At 63.1% G+C, this 15,757-nt stretch carries 11 protein-coding genes; 6 read left to right on the forward strand and 5 right to left on the reverse strand.

What is annotated here, in order from left to right; genetic code table 11:
* Nucleotides 1–92: 92 nt before the first annotated feature.
* Complete coding sequence (locus ETW24_RS20935; RefSeq protein ID WP_129373116.1) at nt 93–1,301, reverse strand: mandelate racemase/muconate lactonizing enzyme family protein; 1,209 nt, start codon at nt 1,299–1,301, stop codon at nt 93–95.
* 14 nt (nt 1,302–1,315) lie between these two features.
* The gene (locus ETW24_RS20940; RefSeq protein ID WP_129373041.1) at nt 1,316–2,974 is read right to left on the reverse strand and encodes a GMC family oxidoreductase; all 1,659 of its coding nucleotides are present in this window, start codon (nt 2,972–2,974) and stop codon (nt 1,316–1,318) included.
* A gap of 102 nt (nt 2,975–3,076) precedes the next feature.
* Between ETW24_RS20940 and ETW24_RS20945 the strand changes: the two genes are divergently transcribed.
* Nucleotides 3,077–3,967 (forward strand): LysR substrate-binding domain-containing protein, encoded by an 891-nt coding sequence (locus tag ETW24_RS20945; RefSeq protein ID WP_129373042.1) that lies wholly within the window; start codon nt 3,077–3,079, stop codon nt 3,965–3,967.
* 166 nt (nt 3,968–4,133) lie between these two features.
* Here the strand turns inward: ETW24_RS20945 and ETW24_RS20950 are convergent, their stop codons facing one another.
* The 3 genes from ETW24_RS20950 to ETW24_RS20960 form a co-directional block, all read right to left on the reverse strand.
* A complete protein-coding gene (locus ETW24_RS20950; RefSeq protein ID WP_129373043.1) occupies nt 4,134–5,249 on the reverse strand; it encodes a cystathionine gamma-lyase in 1,116 nt (371 codons plus the stop codon).
* Nucleotides 5,250–5,365: 116 nt separating this feature from the next.
* Nucleotides 5,366–7,057 (reverse strand): thiamine pyrophosphate-binding protein, encoded by a 1,692-nt coding sequence (locus tag ETW24_RS20955; protein WP_129373117.1) that lies wholly within the window; start codon nt 7,055–7,057, stop codon nt 5,366–5,368.
* A 157-nt stretch (nt 7,058–7,214) separates the two neighbouring features.
* Nucleotides 7,215–8,126 (reverse strand): LysR family transcriptional regulator, encoded by a 912-nt coding sequence (locus ETW24_RS20960; RefSeq protein ID WP_129373044.1) that lies wholly within the window; start codon nt 8,124–8,126, stop codon nt 7,215–7,217.
* 138 nt (nt 8,127–8,264) lie between these two features.
* On the opposite strand from ETW24_RS20960, the gene ETW24_RS20965 reads away from it, so the two are divergent.
* From ETW24_RS20965 to ETW24_RS20985, 5 genes are all read left to right on the forward strand, one after another.
* Nucleotides 8,265–9,275, forward strand: a complete 1,011-nt coding sequence (locus ETW24_RS20965; protein ID WP_129373045.1) for a TAXI family TRAP transporter solute-binding subunit — start codon at nt 8,265–8,267, stop codon at nt 9,273–9,275.
* Nucleotides 9,276–9,412: 137 nt separating this feature from the next.
* Nucleotides 9,413–11,638: a TRAP transporter permease gene (locus tag ETW24_RS20970; protein ID WP_129373046.1), complete on the forward strand. Its 2,226-nt coding sequence runs from the start codon at nt 9,413–9,415 to the stop codon at nt 11,636–11,638.
* Entirely contained in the window at nt 11,635–12,900 is a 1,266-nt protein-coding gene (locus ETW24_RS20975) for an NAD(P)/FAD-dependent oxidoreductase (protein ID WP_129373047.1), read from the forward strand. Before ETW24_RS20970 ends, ETW24_RS20975 begins: the two co-directional genes overlap by 4 nt.
* Nucleotides 12,897–13,625: an aspartate/glutamate racemase family protein gene (locus ETW24_RS20980; protein ID WP_129373048.1), complete on the forward strand. Its 729-nt coding sequence runs from the start codon at nt 12,897–12,899 to the stop codon at nt 13,623–13,625. Before ETW24_RS20975 ends, ETW24_RS20980 begins: the two co-directional genes overlap by 4 nt.
* Nucleotides 13,626–13,797: 172 nt before the next feature.
* The gene (locus ETW24_RS20985; RefSeq protein ID WP_129373049.1) at nt 13,798–15,051 is read left to right on the forward strand and encodes an aminotransferase class V-fold PLP-dependent enzyme; all 1,254 of its coding nucleotides are present in this window, start codon (nt 13,798–13,800) and stop codon (nt 15,049–15,051) included.
* Nucleotides 15,052–15,757 lie beyond the last annotated feature (706 nt).

The raw sequence follows: 15,757 nt of genomic DNA on the forward strand, positions 1-15,757 counted from the left end.
GCCGCCGCCAGGGCAGTCATACCCGCCCGGCGGGCACCGCTGCTGATCCGGTGCCAGTCAACGGCGCTGTCAGCGTTAGGGGGCAGGACCCCTTATTGCACCACCGGCTCCTGCGCCAGTTCCAGATGCAATTCGTTGCCGGTGTAAGGGCTAGCGGCAATTGCGGCCTCGTCCAGTTCGACGCCCAGCCCTGGCTCAGCCGACGGGATCACATAGCCGTCTTCCCAGGTGATCGAGGATTTGAGACAGGACATATACGGTCCCTCAAAGGTGCCGATCGACTCCAGGATCAGAAAATTCGGACTGCAGGTTGCAATCTGGATGTTCGCCGCCGCCACCACCGGCCCGCAATAGAGATGCGGCGCGATCTGCGCCTGCCGTGTTTCGGCCATGCTGGCGATTTTCTTGGCCTCCAGCAGGCCGCCAACGCGCCCCAGGTCCATCTGCAGGATTGACGCAGCACCGGCCTCCAGCACGCGGGCGAATTCATGTTTGGTGCACAGCCGCTCGCCGGTGGATATCGGCACCGAAGTAAACCGCGCCACCTCGGCCATATCGGCGGGGTTTTCCGGCGTGGTCGGCTCCTCGAACCACAGCGGCTCATAGGGTTCCAGCCGCCGCGCCATGCGTTTGGCGCCAGAGACAGTGAATTGACCGTGGGTACCGAACAACAGATCGGCGCGGGTGCCGACCGCCTCGCGGATGCGTTTGACGAACAGCTCGCTGCGCTCCAGATCCTCCAGCCGCGGCTGATGCCCGTCATAGATCGTATACGGCCCGGCAGGGTCGAACTTCACCGCGGTGAAGCCCTTGTCCACCTGTATCAGGGCCGCCTCTGCCGCCATGTCCGGGTCGTTGTAGACATTGGGCGTGTCCGGGTCCGGGTAGACGTCGCCGTCCGCTGGGTACAAATAGGTATAGCTGCGCAGTTTCTCGTGCACCTGGCCGCCCATCAGCTCATAAACCGGCTTGCCGGCTGCCTTGCCGATGATGTCCCAGCAGGCCATTTCCAAACCGCTGAGCACACCCATCACGGTCACGTCAGGCCGCAGCGTGTATCCCGCGCCATAAGATTTGCGCCACAGCTTCTCGATATGATGCGGATCACAGCCTGCGAACTGGCGCGCAAACATCTCCTCGGCCATCGCACAGCACAGATCGGGGCCGAATGTGGCGTTGTAAATCTCCCCCGCTCCGGTGATGCCGCAAGCGGTGGTCAGACGCACAAAGATGAAATACCGCCCGCCGTGGCGCGGCGGCGGATTGCCGAACACAAAGGTTTCGATCTTGTCGAGTTTCATCACGGGGTTCCCTGTCATTCAGCCGCCAACGGCCTGTTTTCATTGTCTTCCAGAACCAGTTCCGCGCCACGCGCCGCCAGCATCATGGTAGGCGCATTGGTGTTGCCCGAGGTCACATTCGGGAACGCGGACGCGTCAATCACCCGCAGTCCGTCCATGCCATGCACCCTTAGCCGCGCGTCCAGCACCGAGCCGGCGGCATCCCTGCCCATCCGGCAGGTGCAGGCCGCATGGAACACGCTGCCGGCGCGTTCCCGGAAATTCTCCAGCAGCGCCGCATCGTCCATTTCCAGAATATCCGGCGCCCGCCGCTCCCGCGTCACCGCCTTGATGGCCGGGGTCTGCGCCAATGCTTGCAGCAGATGGCTGGCACGCACCGCGGTTGCCTTATCCTCGTCGGTAGACAGCGCGTTCGGCTCGATCCGCGGCGCCTGCGCCGGGTCGGCGGATTGGATTGTGATCTGCCCCCGGCTGGTCGGCCGGCTTGGCTGCACGCACAGCAGGAACCCGTTGTCCTTGTCGATCTGCGGCTTGCCGCTGGCGCGTGTCGAATAAGACGCCGGGTTGCAGTAGACCTGCACATCCGGCAGTGCTGCGCCTTTGGTGCGGACAAAACCGCTGCACTGGTTCACCGGAACGCTTAAGGGTCCGTTACGGGTCAGCACATAGCGCAGCCCGGCCTTCATCTGGCCGGCAAAGCTGCCCAGCCTGTCGTTCAAAGTTGCCGTATTTGCCCAAAAGAAATGCGACACCGCCAGATGATCCTGCAGTCCCTGCCCCACTTGCGGCAGATCATGGGCGACCTCGATGCCATGGCGCTGAAGCAGATTAGCCGGGCCGATGCCGGACAATTGCAGGAGCTGCGGCGAGTTCACCGCGCCAGCGCTCAGGATCACCTCCCGCGCGGCCTTTGCCTGTATCACCCGGCCCTTCACCCGGTAGGCGACGCCAGTCGCCCGCCCGCCCGCTGTCAGCACCTTTTCCACCAGCGCGCCGCTGACCACGGTCAGATTGCCGCGCTTCATTGCGGGCCTTAGGAAGGCGTCAGCCGAGGACCAGCGCCGCCCGTCTTTCACCGTGCTGCGCACATAGCCCATGCCTTCACCCGGCAGCGTATTGGCCCCGGCTTCAGCGCGCGCGTTCATATCCGGCAGGAACGGCCAGCCCATTTCCCGGGCACCGGCCAGAAAGTTCCGGGCAAAAGGATGCATCCGCTCGCTCAGATCGGTGACCCGCACCGGGCCTTTGCCCCGCAGCCGTCGATTGCCGCCCTGCCACTCATCATGGCATTCCAGCGCCTCATAGCTGCGGCGGACATTTTTCCAGCCCCAGCCCTTGGCGCCAGCCGCTTCCCAGTCGTCAAAATCATGCGGCAACCCGCGCACATAGGCCATCGCGTTGATCGAGCTGGAACCGCCCAGGACCTTGCCCCGCGGCCAATAGGCCTGACGCCCGTTCAGGCCCGGATCCGGTGCCGCCGAATAGCGCCAGTTCACTGCTGGATCCGAAAAGGTGAACCCGTAACCCACTGGAACCTTGATCCAAAACCGCCGGTCTGTACCGCCTGCTTCAATTAGCAGCACAGTGTAGCGGCCATTCGCTGTCAGCTTGTCTGCCAGCACACAGCCCGCCGAACCGGCCCCTGCGATAATGAAGTCATATGTTTGTGCCATGGCGAACCCGGGTCCCTTGATGCCGCCAGCTTGCGCATTGGCGTACAGTTAATTCAAACAATGGGTTTTGCCCCTAAGGCTAAGCTGTGCTTAAAGGTATGAATGACCGATCTGCCCCATGTCACTTGGCTGAAAGCTTTTGAGGCCGCCGCGCGGCTCAGCAGTTTTTCTGCCGCCGCCGAGGAGCTGGGCCTGACCCCCGCTGCCATCAGCCAGCAGATCCGGCTGCTGGAAAAACACCTGGACACCCAGCTGTTCAAACGCCTGCCCCGCGGCGTCGCGCTTACGGATACCGGCCAGGCCTATGCCCAGCCGATCCGCAAATCCTTTGACGAAATGCTGCGCGCCACCACCGGGCTGTTCAGCAAGAAACGCAAGCGGGTGGTGCGCCTGCGTGCGACGATCTCCTGCGCCGCACTGGTGATCGCGCCGCAACTGGCGCGGTTCCAGGCTGAACACCCGGATATTCACGTGCAGCTGTCCTCCACCGTCTGGTCCAGCCGCTTTGACGAGGAGGCGCTGGACATTGACATCCGCTATGGATCGGGCGACTGGCAAGAGGCCCGGATCCTGCATCTGGGCCACGAAAACGCCATCCCGGTCTGCAGCCCCGCCTATGCAGCGACCCTGGGCAGGACGCCCTCAATCGAAGATCTGGCCCGCGCCGATGTGGTGCAGATCATTGGATCTGAAACCGACTGGGGCCGCTTGGCAGACCTGCACGGGCTGACCCTGCAGGTCACTGCCGGCTGGCTCAAGGCTGACTCCTCGCTGCTGGCCCTGCAGACGGTGGCCGCGGGGCACGGGGTAACAATGGTGCTGGAAAGCTTTGCCCGGCAATACGTCGAGCAGGGGCTGGTGACCGCGCCGGCCGCATACAAACTGCCCAAACGCCGGTCCCACTACATGGTGATCAACGACCGCGCAGGCCAGCGGGACGAGGTGAAAGCGGTCAGCAACTGGATCACGTCGCTTTATCAGTCTCTGACCTGAAACCCTCCTGCAATGCCAAACACTTGCGCGCCGCCGGGTTTTGCGCGCCAAAGCCGCGCCCCGCTTGCCCCAGCCTCTCCCCCAAGCGCAAGCAGAGAGAGCCGGGATGCCGGACTGCACCCGCCAGCTGTCCCCGCGGGGACAGCTTGTCTTTTTCGCGTGCCCCCTAGCCGTCAAGCGCCTCCAACGAAGCCTTCATGGCGCTCCACAGTTCCTCGGCCGGTTCGGTGCCAACCGAGATACGGATGAACCCCGGCGCTACCGCATCGCCCCAGCGGGCGCGGCGTTCTGCCGAGGTATGCACCCCGCCAAACGACGTCGCCGCGCGGATCAGCGGGCAGTTGTTGATGAATGCATCCGCCTGTCCGGCGCAGTCCAGTGTGACCGAGATCAGGAAGCCGGACCGGGACATCTGTTGCTTGGCGAGGGCGTGAGAGGGGTCGGACGCCAGCCCCGGAAACCGGATTTCCTGCACCCGCGGGTGCGCCGCCAGCCGTTCGGCCAGAACCTCCGCCGTGCTGCACATCCGGTCAAAGCGCACCTCCAACGTCTCTAAACCCCGGTGCGCCAGCCAGGCCTCCTGCGGGCCGGGAATGCCGCCGCCGAACTGGCGCCATTCGCGTGCAGCCTGAAGGATCCCGGCGTTGCGGGTGGCCAGATGCCCCATCAGTACATCCGAATGGCCGCCCGGCGCCTTGGTGTCGGAGGCCACAACCACATCCGCCCCCAGCTCCAGCGGGCGCTGGCCCAGCGGGGTCATGGTGGTGTTGTCAACGATCAGCAGCCCGCCCGCCGCGTGGACCGCACCAGCAATCGCGCGCAGATCGCAGAGATCCAGGCCGGGGTTCGAAGGCGTCTCTGCAAAAACAACGTCAATGCCCTCAAATCCGCCCTCGGCAAATCCGGTGGTGGGGCGCTGTTCGACCTCCACGCCAAGGTTCTGTAAAAACCGCTCGCTCAGCCGCCGGGTGACATAATATCCGTCAGACGGGATCAGCAGTTTCGAACCTGCTTTCAAGGTGGCAAACAGCGCCGCCGAAATCGCCGCCATGCCCGACGGAAACGCCAGCGCAGGCGCGTCCTCCAGATAGGCCAGCATATGCTCCAGCTGCTCCCAGGTGGCATTGTCCGCCCGGCCATAGCTGGGGCCGCCGGTCCAGTCGCCGGGCAGGTGGTACATTGAGCTTTGCGTGAGCGGCAGCGCCACCGGCTCGCCTTCGGACAGCATGTTGCCGCGCAGGTGCAGCATGGCGCCGGCTTTGGGGGCGGTGGGGGTGTCCATGGGATGGCGCCTTTCGTGAATTCGGGTATCACGAATTCATAGCGGGCAGCGTGTGAAAGAAACAAGGCCGGGAGCGCATGTTTCCCGGCCTTCCGATTTCCCGGTTTAAGAACGGATTACCCCATCCAGCGGCGGACAGGCGCGGCGGCCTCTTCCAGCGCCTGGCAGACCACGTCAATCAGGGTCGGGCCGTCATGGGCAAAGGCTTCTTTGATGGCTGGGTCCAGATCCTCAGGGTGTTCCACCCGCCAGGTCTTGACGCCGAACGCTTCGGCCACGGCGGCGTGGTTGGTGCGGTTGAAGTCGACATTGTAATACCGCTTATCGCAGTCGTCGCGCTGGCTGGCCTTGATCCAGCCGAAGTTGGCGTTGGAGAACACCACATAGGTGATCGGTGCATTGCAGCGCACCACGGTTTCCAGCTCGCCGCAGGTGAAGTTGAAGGAGCCGTCGCCCATCATCCCGACAACCTTGGAGCCGGGACGCCCGAACCAGGCACCCAGCGACGCCGACAAGGAATAGCCCAAGGCGCCATGCGCCCGGTTGGTGATATACTGCCGCCCCGAATGCTGCTGCTGTGAATAGGCGTTGAAATAGGGGCAGCTGGTGCCGGGGTCGGAGACCACGATGGCGTCATCGGGCAGGTTCCGGTTCAGCGCGTGGATGATCTGCTCCGGCAGGACCTGATCGGTTGCGCTGTTTGCCAGCGCCTCGAACTTGGCGAACTTGCGCTGTTTGATGTCCGCGGTTTTCGCGGCCCCGCTGAACGTTGGCACTTCGCCCTTGCGTCCGTCCAGATAGGCATTGACCGCCTGCAGCGCCAGTTTCAGGTCGGCCACCACGCCGACCTCTGTCGGGTAATTGGCGCCGATGGTCATCGGGTCGTTGTCAAAATGCACGATGCGGCGGCCAGGCTTGGGCGCCTCCCAGCGCGAGGTGGTGGTGGAGCCTGCCCGGCAGCCCATGAAGATGACCAGATCGGCACCCTCCATCATCTCCCAGGTCTCATCTGTGCCGCCGTTGGAGCCGACCACGCCCAGCGATTGCGGATGCGTATCAGCCAGCGAACCCTTGCCGGAGATAGAGGTGCCCACGGCGATGTCAAGGCGGGAAGCAAGCCTGCCCAGCTCCTCCATCGCGCCGGAGATCACCACACCGCCGCCGCAGACGATCAGCGGTGATTTGGCGGTGAGGATGGCCTCAACCGCGGCTTCTGCCGCACCCGGTTCGGGGGCTGCGCGGTAGGACGGGTAGCTTTGGTGTTTGGGATCACCCCAAATGTCTTCCGCCGGAACATCGTCATACTGGATGTCATAGGGCAGCCCCAGATGCGCCGAGCCGGAACGCCCGGTGGTCATCGCCCGGAACGCCTGGCGCACCATGCGCGGGATGTGTTCGGCGCGTTTGATCACCGTGTTGAACTTGGTCAGCGGCGCCATCAGGACCTCCTGATTGACCTCGGTCAGCGGGTATTTCCCGTAAGAGCCGACCGAGATGTCGGTGGTGATCGCCAGCACCGCATAAGAGCTCTCATTGGCCTCAATAAGCCCCGGCAGGATGTAAGTGGCGCCACCGCCTGAGGGGCCTTCGCAAACACCCACCCGGCCGGTCACGCGGGAAAACCCGTCGGCCATATAGGCCGCACTGCGCTCATCCCGGGTCAGGACATGGGCGATGCCATGCTCCAGCCGGTTCATCGCGTCATAGAATGGCAGCGTGGTGTCGCCGCACAGGCCAAAGATATGGGTGACGCCATGCGCCTCCAAAGAGCGCACCATCGCCTCGGCCCCGGTCAGCGCGTTGGTCATCGAGTCTTTCATGGGGCCCCCTTAAGCCGTCGTGAGATCTGTCCTGGAGCGCACGCCCAGGATTCGTGTTCTTAACTGTATACAATTCTGTAGATAGATGTGAAGACTGAAATTCGGGCATCCTGTGCGGACGAATTTATCTTTCCTGCACAGCAGCTTACGCAAGTATATTCTGGATGTACTCCCGCCAGGCCTTGGCAAAACTGGCCGCCAATTGCGACAACGGCCGCGCGCTGGGGGTCAGAATCGAATAGCCAAAAGGGATCTGCGGCTCAAACGGCAGAAACCGGATCCGGTCCTCATCCGGGTTGCTGCGGCGGTAGCTTTCAGCGCTGAGGACATCGACAATGGCGCAAGCCTGACCGGCGGCGATGAAGTGGAACAGCGGCAGGAAATACTGCGCGTCATAGCGCAGGTTGAATTCGGCCTCCGCCTGCTGAAACGCCTGCGAGGTGGCCTGATAGGTGTTGTGATCCGGCTGCAGCGCGCCCATTGGCACTCCGTTCAGATCCGCGGCGGTGATCACGCCGCGGTGTGCCAGCGGATGGCCGGCCGGCACCGCGCACAGGCAATTGCTGGGCAGTTCTTCTGCCGTGTACAGCTTGCGGTCGCCGCGGAACCGGCTCATGTCGCAAAAGCCGATGTCGAAACTGCCGGCCGCCACCAGGCTGCGCACCTGCGGCGAGGAGCGCGTAGCCAGCGTCACCCGCACCTCGGGTTTGCCATCCACAAAGCGGCTGATGAATTCCGGCAGCAGATAGGTTGACGGCCCCGGCATCGCCACGATCCGGATAGAGCCCTGCACCCGGTCGCGCATGTTCGCCAGGTTCTGCTGCGCGGTTTCCAGCCGCGACAGGATCTCGGTCGCTTCTTCCATCAGATACTGCGCCTCGGGCACCGGCACCAAACGGCGGCCCTCGCGCAAAAACAGGGTCAGGCCCAGCTCCTCCTCCAGCGCCTTGATGGCAGCGCTGATTGCGGGCTGGGTGCGGTGCAGGTTGCGCGCCGCCTGGCTGACAGAGCCTGTTTTCATGACCTCGTGGAAAACCGCAAGCTGATGAGAGTTCATGTTAAGCCACCATAAATTCAATCTATACATACCGTATAATTTTAAATTTGTACTTATGCATTTCCTTTTCCATGATGCAAAGATCGGAGGAGAAAGCTGCAGCGGCAAAGCTGCGGCCAATAATCAAGGGAAGAGATTATGGGAATTTTCAAGAAACTGACCGGGGCCGCATTGGCCTGTACCATGCTGACCGGTGCTGCAGCCGCACAGGATATGACCTTTTTCCGCATCGGCACCGGCGGCGCGGGCGGCACTTACTTCCCGATCGGCGGCATCATCGCCAATGCGATTTCCAACCCGCCCGGCTCACGCGCCTGTGACGAAGGCGGCAATTGCGGCGTGCCCGGCCTTGTGGCGATGGCGCAGTCGACCAATGCCTCGGCGCATAATGTGAATGCCATCCAGAACGGCCAGATGGAAGCAGGCCTGTCCGGCGCCGCGACCCTGCATTTCGCCTATCACGGCACCGGCAAGTTCGAAGGCAATGCCAAGCCCGACTTGCGGGTGATCGCCAATCTGTTCCCGGAAGACCTGCATCTGGTGCTGCCCGAGGGCCACAAGCTGGACGGGCTTGCCGATCTCAAGGGCAAACGCGTGGGCATCGCCCAGGCCGGCTCTGGCACCCAGATCGCGGTTGAGCTGATTCTGGACGACCACGGTGTCAACCGCGACAACATGGATGAGGCCGAGCTGAACAACGCCCAATCCGCCGAGCGCATCGCCGACGGCCAGCTGGACGCCTATTTCTATGCTGCCGGCACGCCCGTCGCAGCGATGATCCAGCTGGATAACACCAAGGGCATGGAGCTGCACAACTGGTCCGCGGAAGAGATCAAACAGGCCAATACCACCGTGCCTTACTACATCCCCTCAACCATTCCGGCGGGCACCTATCCGGGTGTGGACTATGACGTGAACACCGTGGCGGTTTCCGGCATGCTGGTCACCAATGCCAATATGGACGAAGAGCTGATCTATGGCATCACCAAGGCGATGTGGTCCGATACCGCCCGCAAACTGCTGGACAACGGCCACCCCAAGGGCAAGGCGATCACCCTGGAAACCGCGCTGGAAGGCGTTGAGGGCATCGGCGTTCCGCTGCATCCGGGTGCTGAGCGGTTCTACCGCGAAATCGGCCTGCTGAAGTAACTCCTCCCCCCTGAACTGCGGCAGCAGGGTCCGCCTTGCTGCCGCCTTTTGTTTCCCGGTGCCCCTGCCCGCCTGCAGCCCGCATTGCGCGGATGCATGACGCACGCGCCGTTTACCCTGCTAGACTGGAACCCCCGATGTCCCTGGACACTCACCTTGACAATAAGGCGCTGGAGGAGCTGGAGAAGCAGTATGACTCCGCTCTGAACACGCGCGACAACGGACCCAGGCTGACGGGGTTCATCTATTGGGCCAGCATCGCCTTTGCCCTGTATCATCTGTGGACGGCCGGGTTCGGCACCCCGGTGGACCATGTGCATATGGGCATTCACCTGGCAGGCCTGTTCCTTTTCATCTTTGTCGGCTTCCCGCTGATCAAATCGGCGCGCAGCCTGGAATGGCGCGGTGCCAGCGCGCTGCGCCCCGGCAATGTGCCGCTTTATGACTGGGCGCTGACCGGTCTCAGCATGGCGGCGGCGCTGTTCCTCTGGGTCAGCTGGCGCGGCTTCGATATGTTCGGGTTCGACATTGCCGAACAGGCGCTGCGGCAGGGCAACCCGTCCAGCCTGGACGTGTTCTTTGGCTCGGTGCTGATCCTGACGGTGCTGGAAATCGCGCGGCGCACCATCGGCTTTGTGCTGCCGCTGATCATCCTGGTGTTCATGATTTATGCGCTGTTCGGCCCCTATATGCCCGCGCAGATCCTGAAGCATCCGGGCGTCAACTGGCAGCAGTTCGTCAACAACATGTATTTCCCGTCCGAAGGCATATTCGGCGTGACGCTGTGGGTGGTCTCCACCGTTGTGTTCCACTTTGTGCTGTTTGGTGTGGTGGCGCAGCGGATGGGGCTGGGGCAGTTCTTTGTCGATAATGCGATGATCATGGCCGGGCGTTACACCGGCGGCCCGGCCAAAGTATCCGTGGTCTCCTCGGCCTTTTTCGGCACCATCTCCGGCTCGTCGATTGCCAACACGGTTTCCACCGGCTCGCTCACCATCCCCAATATGAAGAAGATGGGCTATCCCGGCCATTTCGCAGGCGGGGTTGAGGCCGCGGCCTCTGCAGGCGGGCAGATCACCCCGCCGATCATGGGGGCGGCGTCCTTCCTGATGGCCGAGTATCTGGAGGTGCCTTACACTACCATCGTGATTGCGGCGATTGTGCCGGCGTTGATGCACTATATCGGGGTGATCTCGATTGTGCATTTCACTGCCAAGAAACTGGGGCTGACCGCCTACCCGAAAGAGCAGCTGCCCAAGTTCCTGGCAGTGTGGAAGGACGGCTGGTACACCATCGTGCCGCTGATTGCGCTGCTTCTGGTGCTGTTCTCGGGCTATTCGCCGAATATGGCGGCCTTTATCGGCCTTAGCCTTTGTGTGGTGGTTGGCTTCTGCGCCTTTGACAAGCCCGCAACCCTGCTGGTGCCCTTGGCCTTGCTTGGGTTTATTTTCTGGAAGGCTTCGCCCTATTCCGGTGAGGGGTATTCGCCGGTGATGGCCGGGATGCTGGCCGCGCTGACGCTGGTGGGCTGCCTGCACCGCAATGAACGGCAAAGCTTCCGCGATCTGTTCGACAGCTTCCATGTCGGTGTGCAATACGCGCTGGCGGTGGGTGCGGCCTCGGCTGCGGTGGGCATCGTGGTCGGTGTGATCAACACCACCGGCGTTGGCTTCCGGCTTGGCTTTATGGTCACCGGCGGTGCGGCGGATATGGCCACGGCGATTGCGCCGCTGTTGGACTGGACCACGATCGAAGCGTTCAGTCAGCCGTCGATCCAGCAGTTCCTGTCGCTGGTGCTGATCGCCATGGCCTGCATCCTGATGGGGGCCGGGCTGCCGACCACTGCGCTTTATATCATGCTGGTCGCCGTCGCGACGCCGGCCCTCAGCCAGCTGGGCGTGCCGCCGCTCGCCACCCATATGTTCGTGCTCTACTACGGTGTGATATCCGAGATCACCCCGCCGGTCTGTGCCTCGGCCTATGCGGCGGCGGGGATTGCAGGATCCAACCCGTTCCGCACCGGATTGAATGCCTTCACCCTGGGGCTGGGCAAGCTGATGGTGCCGATGGTGTTTGTCTATGCGCCCACCATGCTGATCGTGCTGCCCGAGCATTTCACCCTGCTCAGCTTCACGCAGGTGACCGTGACCTGCGCAGCAGGTGTCTTTGCTATCGCCACCGCGGTATCGGCCTATTTCCTGGCACCGCTCACGGGGCTGTGGCGGTTGCTGATGGCGATTGGCGGCCTGCTGCTGGTGGCGCCTTCGGGCGGCTCCGACCTTGCCGCTCTTGCGGTGATGGCGCCGGTGCTGCTGCAGCAGCTGGGCCAGCAGCGCAAACTGCAGGCTGAGGCCGCCCGATGAGCACCCCCGCCGCCCCCGATGTAACGGTTCTGGGCGCCGGGATCGTCGGCATCTGCTCGGCCCTGTCATTGGCAGAGCGGGGCCTGCAGGTCCGGCTGATCGACCGGGATGCGCCGGGTCAGGCGACCTCCTTTGGCAATGCCGGCATTATCTCGCCCTGGTCGGTGGTGCCGCAATCGATGCCGGGGTTGTGGAAGAAAGTACCAGGCTGGCTGATTGATCCGCTGGGGCCAGTCACGGTGAAACCCGCCTACCTGCCCAGGGTTGCGCCCTGGGGGCTGCGGTTCCTGTCGGAAGGGCGCGCGGGGCGGGTCCAGCAGATCTCTGACGCGATGGACACGCTGAACCGCAATTGCGTCGAGATGTACCGGCTGCATCTGGCGGGCACCGGCCACGAGGATCTGGTGCAGGACAGCTATTACGTTCATGCGTTCCGCAACGCGGACGCTGCCGATCTAGGTTCGGTCGACTACCGGATGCGGGCCGAGCGCGGCGCAGATATGGAACGGATTGGTGCAGCTGAGCTGCGCGATCTGGAGCCTGCCCTGACGCCGGAATTCCAGGCCGCAATCCTGATCAAGGGCCAGGCACGGGCGACCTCTCCCGGGCGTATCGGCACCGTTCTGGCAGCAAAGCTCCAATCCATGGGCGGTGAAATCCTGCAGCAAACCGTGCGGGGCATCCTGCCTGCACAAACCGGCGGCTGGACCTATACCACCGAGGCGGGCCAGGACTGGACGCCCAAGCTGGTGCTGGCGATGGGCGTCTGGTCCGGGGAGCTGCTGAGGCCCTTGGGCATCAGGATCCCGATGGAATCCGAGCGCGGCTATCATGTGTCCTTCAAAAACCCTGGCGTCGCGCTGAACAACTCGATCATGGATATGGACATGAAATTCGTGGCCTCCTCGATGCAGGAAGGGTTGCGGGTGGCCGGCACGGCCGAATTTGCAGGCCTGGACCAGCCGCTCAATCAGAAACGGCTCGACGGGCTGGCGGAGCTGGCCCGTGCGCTGCTGCCCGATTTGCAGGCCGGCGATATGGACACCTGGTCCGGCCAGCGCCCCAGCCTGCCCGACAGCCTGCCCTGCATCGGCGAGGTTGAGGGTTTTCCGGACCTGATCGCCGCCTTCGGCCACAGCCATTACGGGCTGATGATGGCCCCGAAAACCGGACGGCTAGTGGCGGATATCGTCAGCGGCACACCGGTGAACGAAGACCTCGCGCCGTTCCGCGCGCGGCGGTATGAAAGGATCACGACATGACCATCCACCCCGGCGGCCAGAACATCTGCGGCGTCTCCATCGGCGTGCTGGCACTGGAAAGCTATTTCCCCAAACCTCCCGGCCATATCAAGAACCCTTCCAGCCTGCAGTTCACCACGCTTTATGAAATGCTGGACGGCATCACCGTGCCGAAACTGCTGGCCAGCCCCACCGGCGAAATGAAGGACCGGCTGATCGAGGCGGCCCGGCGGCTGGAGGCCAAGGGCGTGCGGGCGATCACCGGCTCCTGCGGGTTTCTGGCGATCTTCCAGCGCGAGATTGCCGCGGCAGTGAATGTGCCGGTGTTTGTCTCCTCGCTGATCCAGGTGCCGCTGGCGCATCTGATGACCGGGCGCACGGTGGGGGTGATCACCGCCTCCGCCGGCAGCCTGACGTCGGCCCATCTGCAAGGCGTCGGCGCCGAACACACGCCGATTGCGGTGCAGGGGCTGGACGATGCGGAAGAATTCTCAACCGTGATCCTGCGCAATGAGCGCACGGCGATGGATCTGGCCAAGGTCGAGGCAGAATTGCTGGCCGCAGCCAAAGGCATGATCGCCCGCAATCCGGAGATCGGCCCGATCGTGCTGGAATGCACCGATCTGCCGCCCTACGCCCATGCGCTGCAGGCAGAGCTGAACCGGCCGGTGTTCGACATCATTACCTTGACGGAAATGGTACACCGGGCTGCGCTGCGCGTGCCGTTTCCGGGCTTTATCACCTAAGACCGTGACCGGCGCGCCCGCTCCTGCGGGCGAACGGGTGCTGCCCGGTGCGCTGCCTGGCGAAATTGCACAGAGATTTCCAGCCCTCAGCCCCGGAATTTTTTGCATGCTCCAGCCCGGCAACCGCCCTACTGTTGCGGCAAATTGAACTCTTTTCCCGGTTGGACTTGCCATGCCCCAGATCACCGACGCCATTCTTGCCCAAATCCGCGCCCGCTTTGCCCAGATCGACGACTGCCCCGAACAGGGCAGCCGCATCTTCTTTGAAAACGCCGGCGGCGCGCTGACGCTGAACTCGGTGGTGGAAACCTCTGCCCGATATGCCGCCATCCCCGACAACCAGGGCCGCGACAATCCCGGCAGCCATGAACTGGTGCGGGTGATCGCCAAGGCCAAGGACGACATGCGCGTCTTCATGAACGCGCTCGGCGGCCAGTTCTTTGCCGGTGAAAGCGGCACCGAGCTGTTGTTCCGCCTGATCACGAACGCCTGCCTCGGCTCGCCTGAGGGCGGCACTGTTCTGGGCTCAACGCTGGAGCATCCCGCCACCCGCTCTGCCTGTGCCCGCTGGGCCGGGGTGGCACGGCAGAACCATGTGCTGATCCCGCATGACGACGCCATCGGTACAATTGCAGCCGAATCCTACGCCAAGGCGGTCACGCCTGACACGGTTGTCGCCACCATCGTCCACACCTCGCCGGTCACCGGCATGGGTGTCGACGTGGCCGCCTGCGCCGCGGCCATCCGTGAAGTGGCGCCGGACTGCCTGATCATTGTCGACGGCATCCAGCACGCCGCCCACGGGCGGATTGATCTGACGGCATACGGCGTCGATGGCTATGTGATCTCACCCTACAAGATGTTCTCGCGCCACGGCTATGGCCTTGCCTGGATCTCGGACCGGCTGACCAGGCTGCCGCATAACGCGCTGATCGACGGGCCGGAGGACAACTGGGAAATGGGCACCCGCGACACCGGCAGCTATGCCACCCTGTCGGATGTGGCCGAATACCTCGAATGGCTTGGCGGCGAGGTGAGCGACGCCACGGACCGGCGCGCGAAATTCCTGGCGGCGGGCGAGGCGATCCACGCGCATGAAAAAGCCCTGACCGACGCAATGATCCATGGCACCGGCAATCTGCCCGGTCTCGCGGAAATGGAGGGCGTCACCATCCTGGGCGGCGCGGACAACCCCGCGCGCGAGGGGCTGGTGTCGTTGACCGTGGACGGCGTGCCGTCGGTGGATGTGGTAAAGCGGTTGAACGAACAGGGCATCCGCACCCATCTGCGCAAGGCGGATCACTACTCGGGCAATATCCTGACGCCTTTGGGCTTGGACAGCTGCGTCAGGGTTTCCCTGTGCCACTACAACAGTGTTGGCGAAGTCTCCAAGTTTTTGGGCGTTATGAAAGAGATTGCGGATTAAGAACCGCCGCGACGGCCGTGTCAACCTGCTGCCGGCCCGCCGGACGCACGCTGCAAAACGCTTCACCTGTCGCGGGTGTGGTACGGGAACAGAGCCAGGGAGTGATGGATGGTTCCCAGCCGCATCAGCGGCGCATCGCCGATACGGTCACTTGCCCGCGCATTGCATACTTGCGTCCAGAATGCCTCGTCCCGTGTGGCATTCGTGATGTAAAGGCCAACATGTGAAAAGCCCGTGATCCCGGGTGCCGTGATACCGCACACCACTGGTCTCCGGGCGCACGACGAATTCAATTCGTATTTCCTGTGGGATTGCGGAACCGTATGAATTCCTGCACCAGGCGCTGCCCGCATTCCTCGCCTGTGCCGTAAGATACCTCCTGCCCGATGGCTTCCAAAGCGGCGGCCGCTTTCTGGAAATCCCCAGCGCGGCCCAAGCCAAAGGCGGCGGCTTGATCCGCAAGGCCTCCATCAATGCAGCAAAGTGAATGCGCACGCTGATCAGATTTGAAATAGACCGCATTGATCCGGCGCTCAGACACTTCCAGCCCCGGGATATTGACAGCGTACTACTCTGCTGCGGCTAGATCCTGCGTCCCAAGCCGGCAATAGACAACGTCCTTTAAATCAATCATCGCCGGTTTTCTCTGTGTAACTCTTCAAGCTTTGTCTCTGCCCCCCAGATGCCATGGCTCCTGGCAGAATCT

Source organism: Leisingera sp. NJS204, assembly GCF_004123675.1.
GTDB lineage: Bacteria > Pseudomonadota > Alphaproteobacteria > Rhodobacterales > Rhodobacteraceae > Leisingera.

Bases quoted from the DNA above. Each gene is read 5' to 3' on its own strand.
- ETW24_RS20970 (WP_129373046.1), top strand. From the start codon at position 9,413: ATGTCCCTGGACACTCACCTTGACAATAAGGCGCTGGAGGAGCTGGAG.
- ETW24_RS20980 (WP_129373048.1), top strand. From the start codon at position 12,897: ATGACCATCCACCCCGGCGGCCAGAACATCTGCGGCGTCTCCATCGGC.
- ETW24_RS20960 (WP_129373044.1), bottom strand. From the start codon at position 8,126: ATGAACTCTCATCAGCTTGCGGTTTTCCACGAGGTCATGAAAACAGGC.
- ETW24_RS20965 (WP_129373045.1), top strand. From the start codon at position 8,265: ATGGGAATTTTCAAGAAACTGACCGGGGCCGCATTGGCCTGTACCATG.
- ETW24_RS20950 (WP_129373043.1), bottom strand. From the start codon at position 5,249: ATGGACACCCCCACCGCCCCCAAAGCCGGCGCCATGCTGCACCTGCGC.
- ETW24_RS20955 (WP_129373117.1), bottom strand. From the start codon at position 7,057: ATGACCAACGCGCTGACCGGGGCCGAGGCGATGGTGCGCTCTTTGGAG.
- ETW24_RS20985 (WP_129373049.1), top strand. From the start codon at position 13,798: ATGCCCCAGATCACCGACGCCATTCTTGCCCAAATCCGCGCCCGCTTT.
- ETW24_RS20935 (WP_129373116.1), bottom strand. From the start codon at position 1,301: ATGAAACTCGACAAGATCGAAACCTTTGTGTTCGGCAATCCGCCGCCG.
- ETW24_RS20975 (WP_129373047.1), top strand. From the start codon at position 11,635: ATGAGCACCCCCGCCGCCCCCGATGTAACGGTTCTGGGCGCCGGGATC.
- ETW24_RS20945 (WP_129373042.1), top strand. From the start codon at position 3,077: ATGACCGATCTGCCCCATGTCACTTGGCTGAAAGCTTTTGAGGCCGCC.
- ETW24_RS20940 (WP_129373041.1), bottom strand. From the start codon at position 2,974: ATGGCACAAACATATGACTTCATTATCGCAGGGGCCGGTTCGGCGGGC.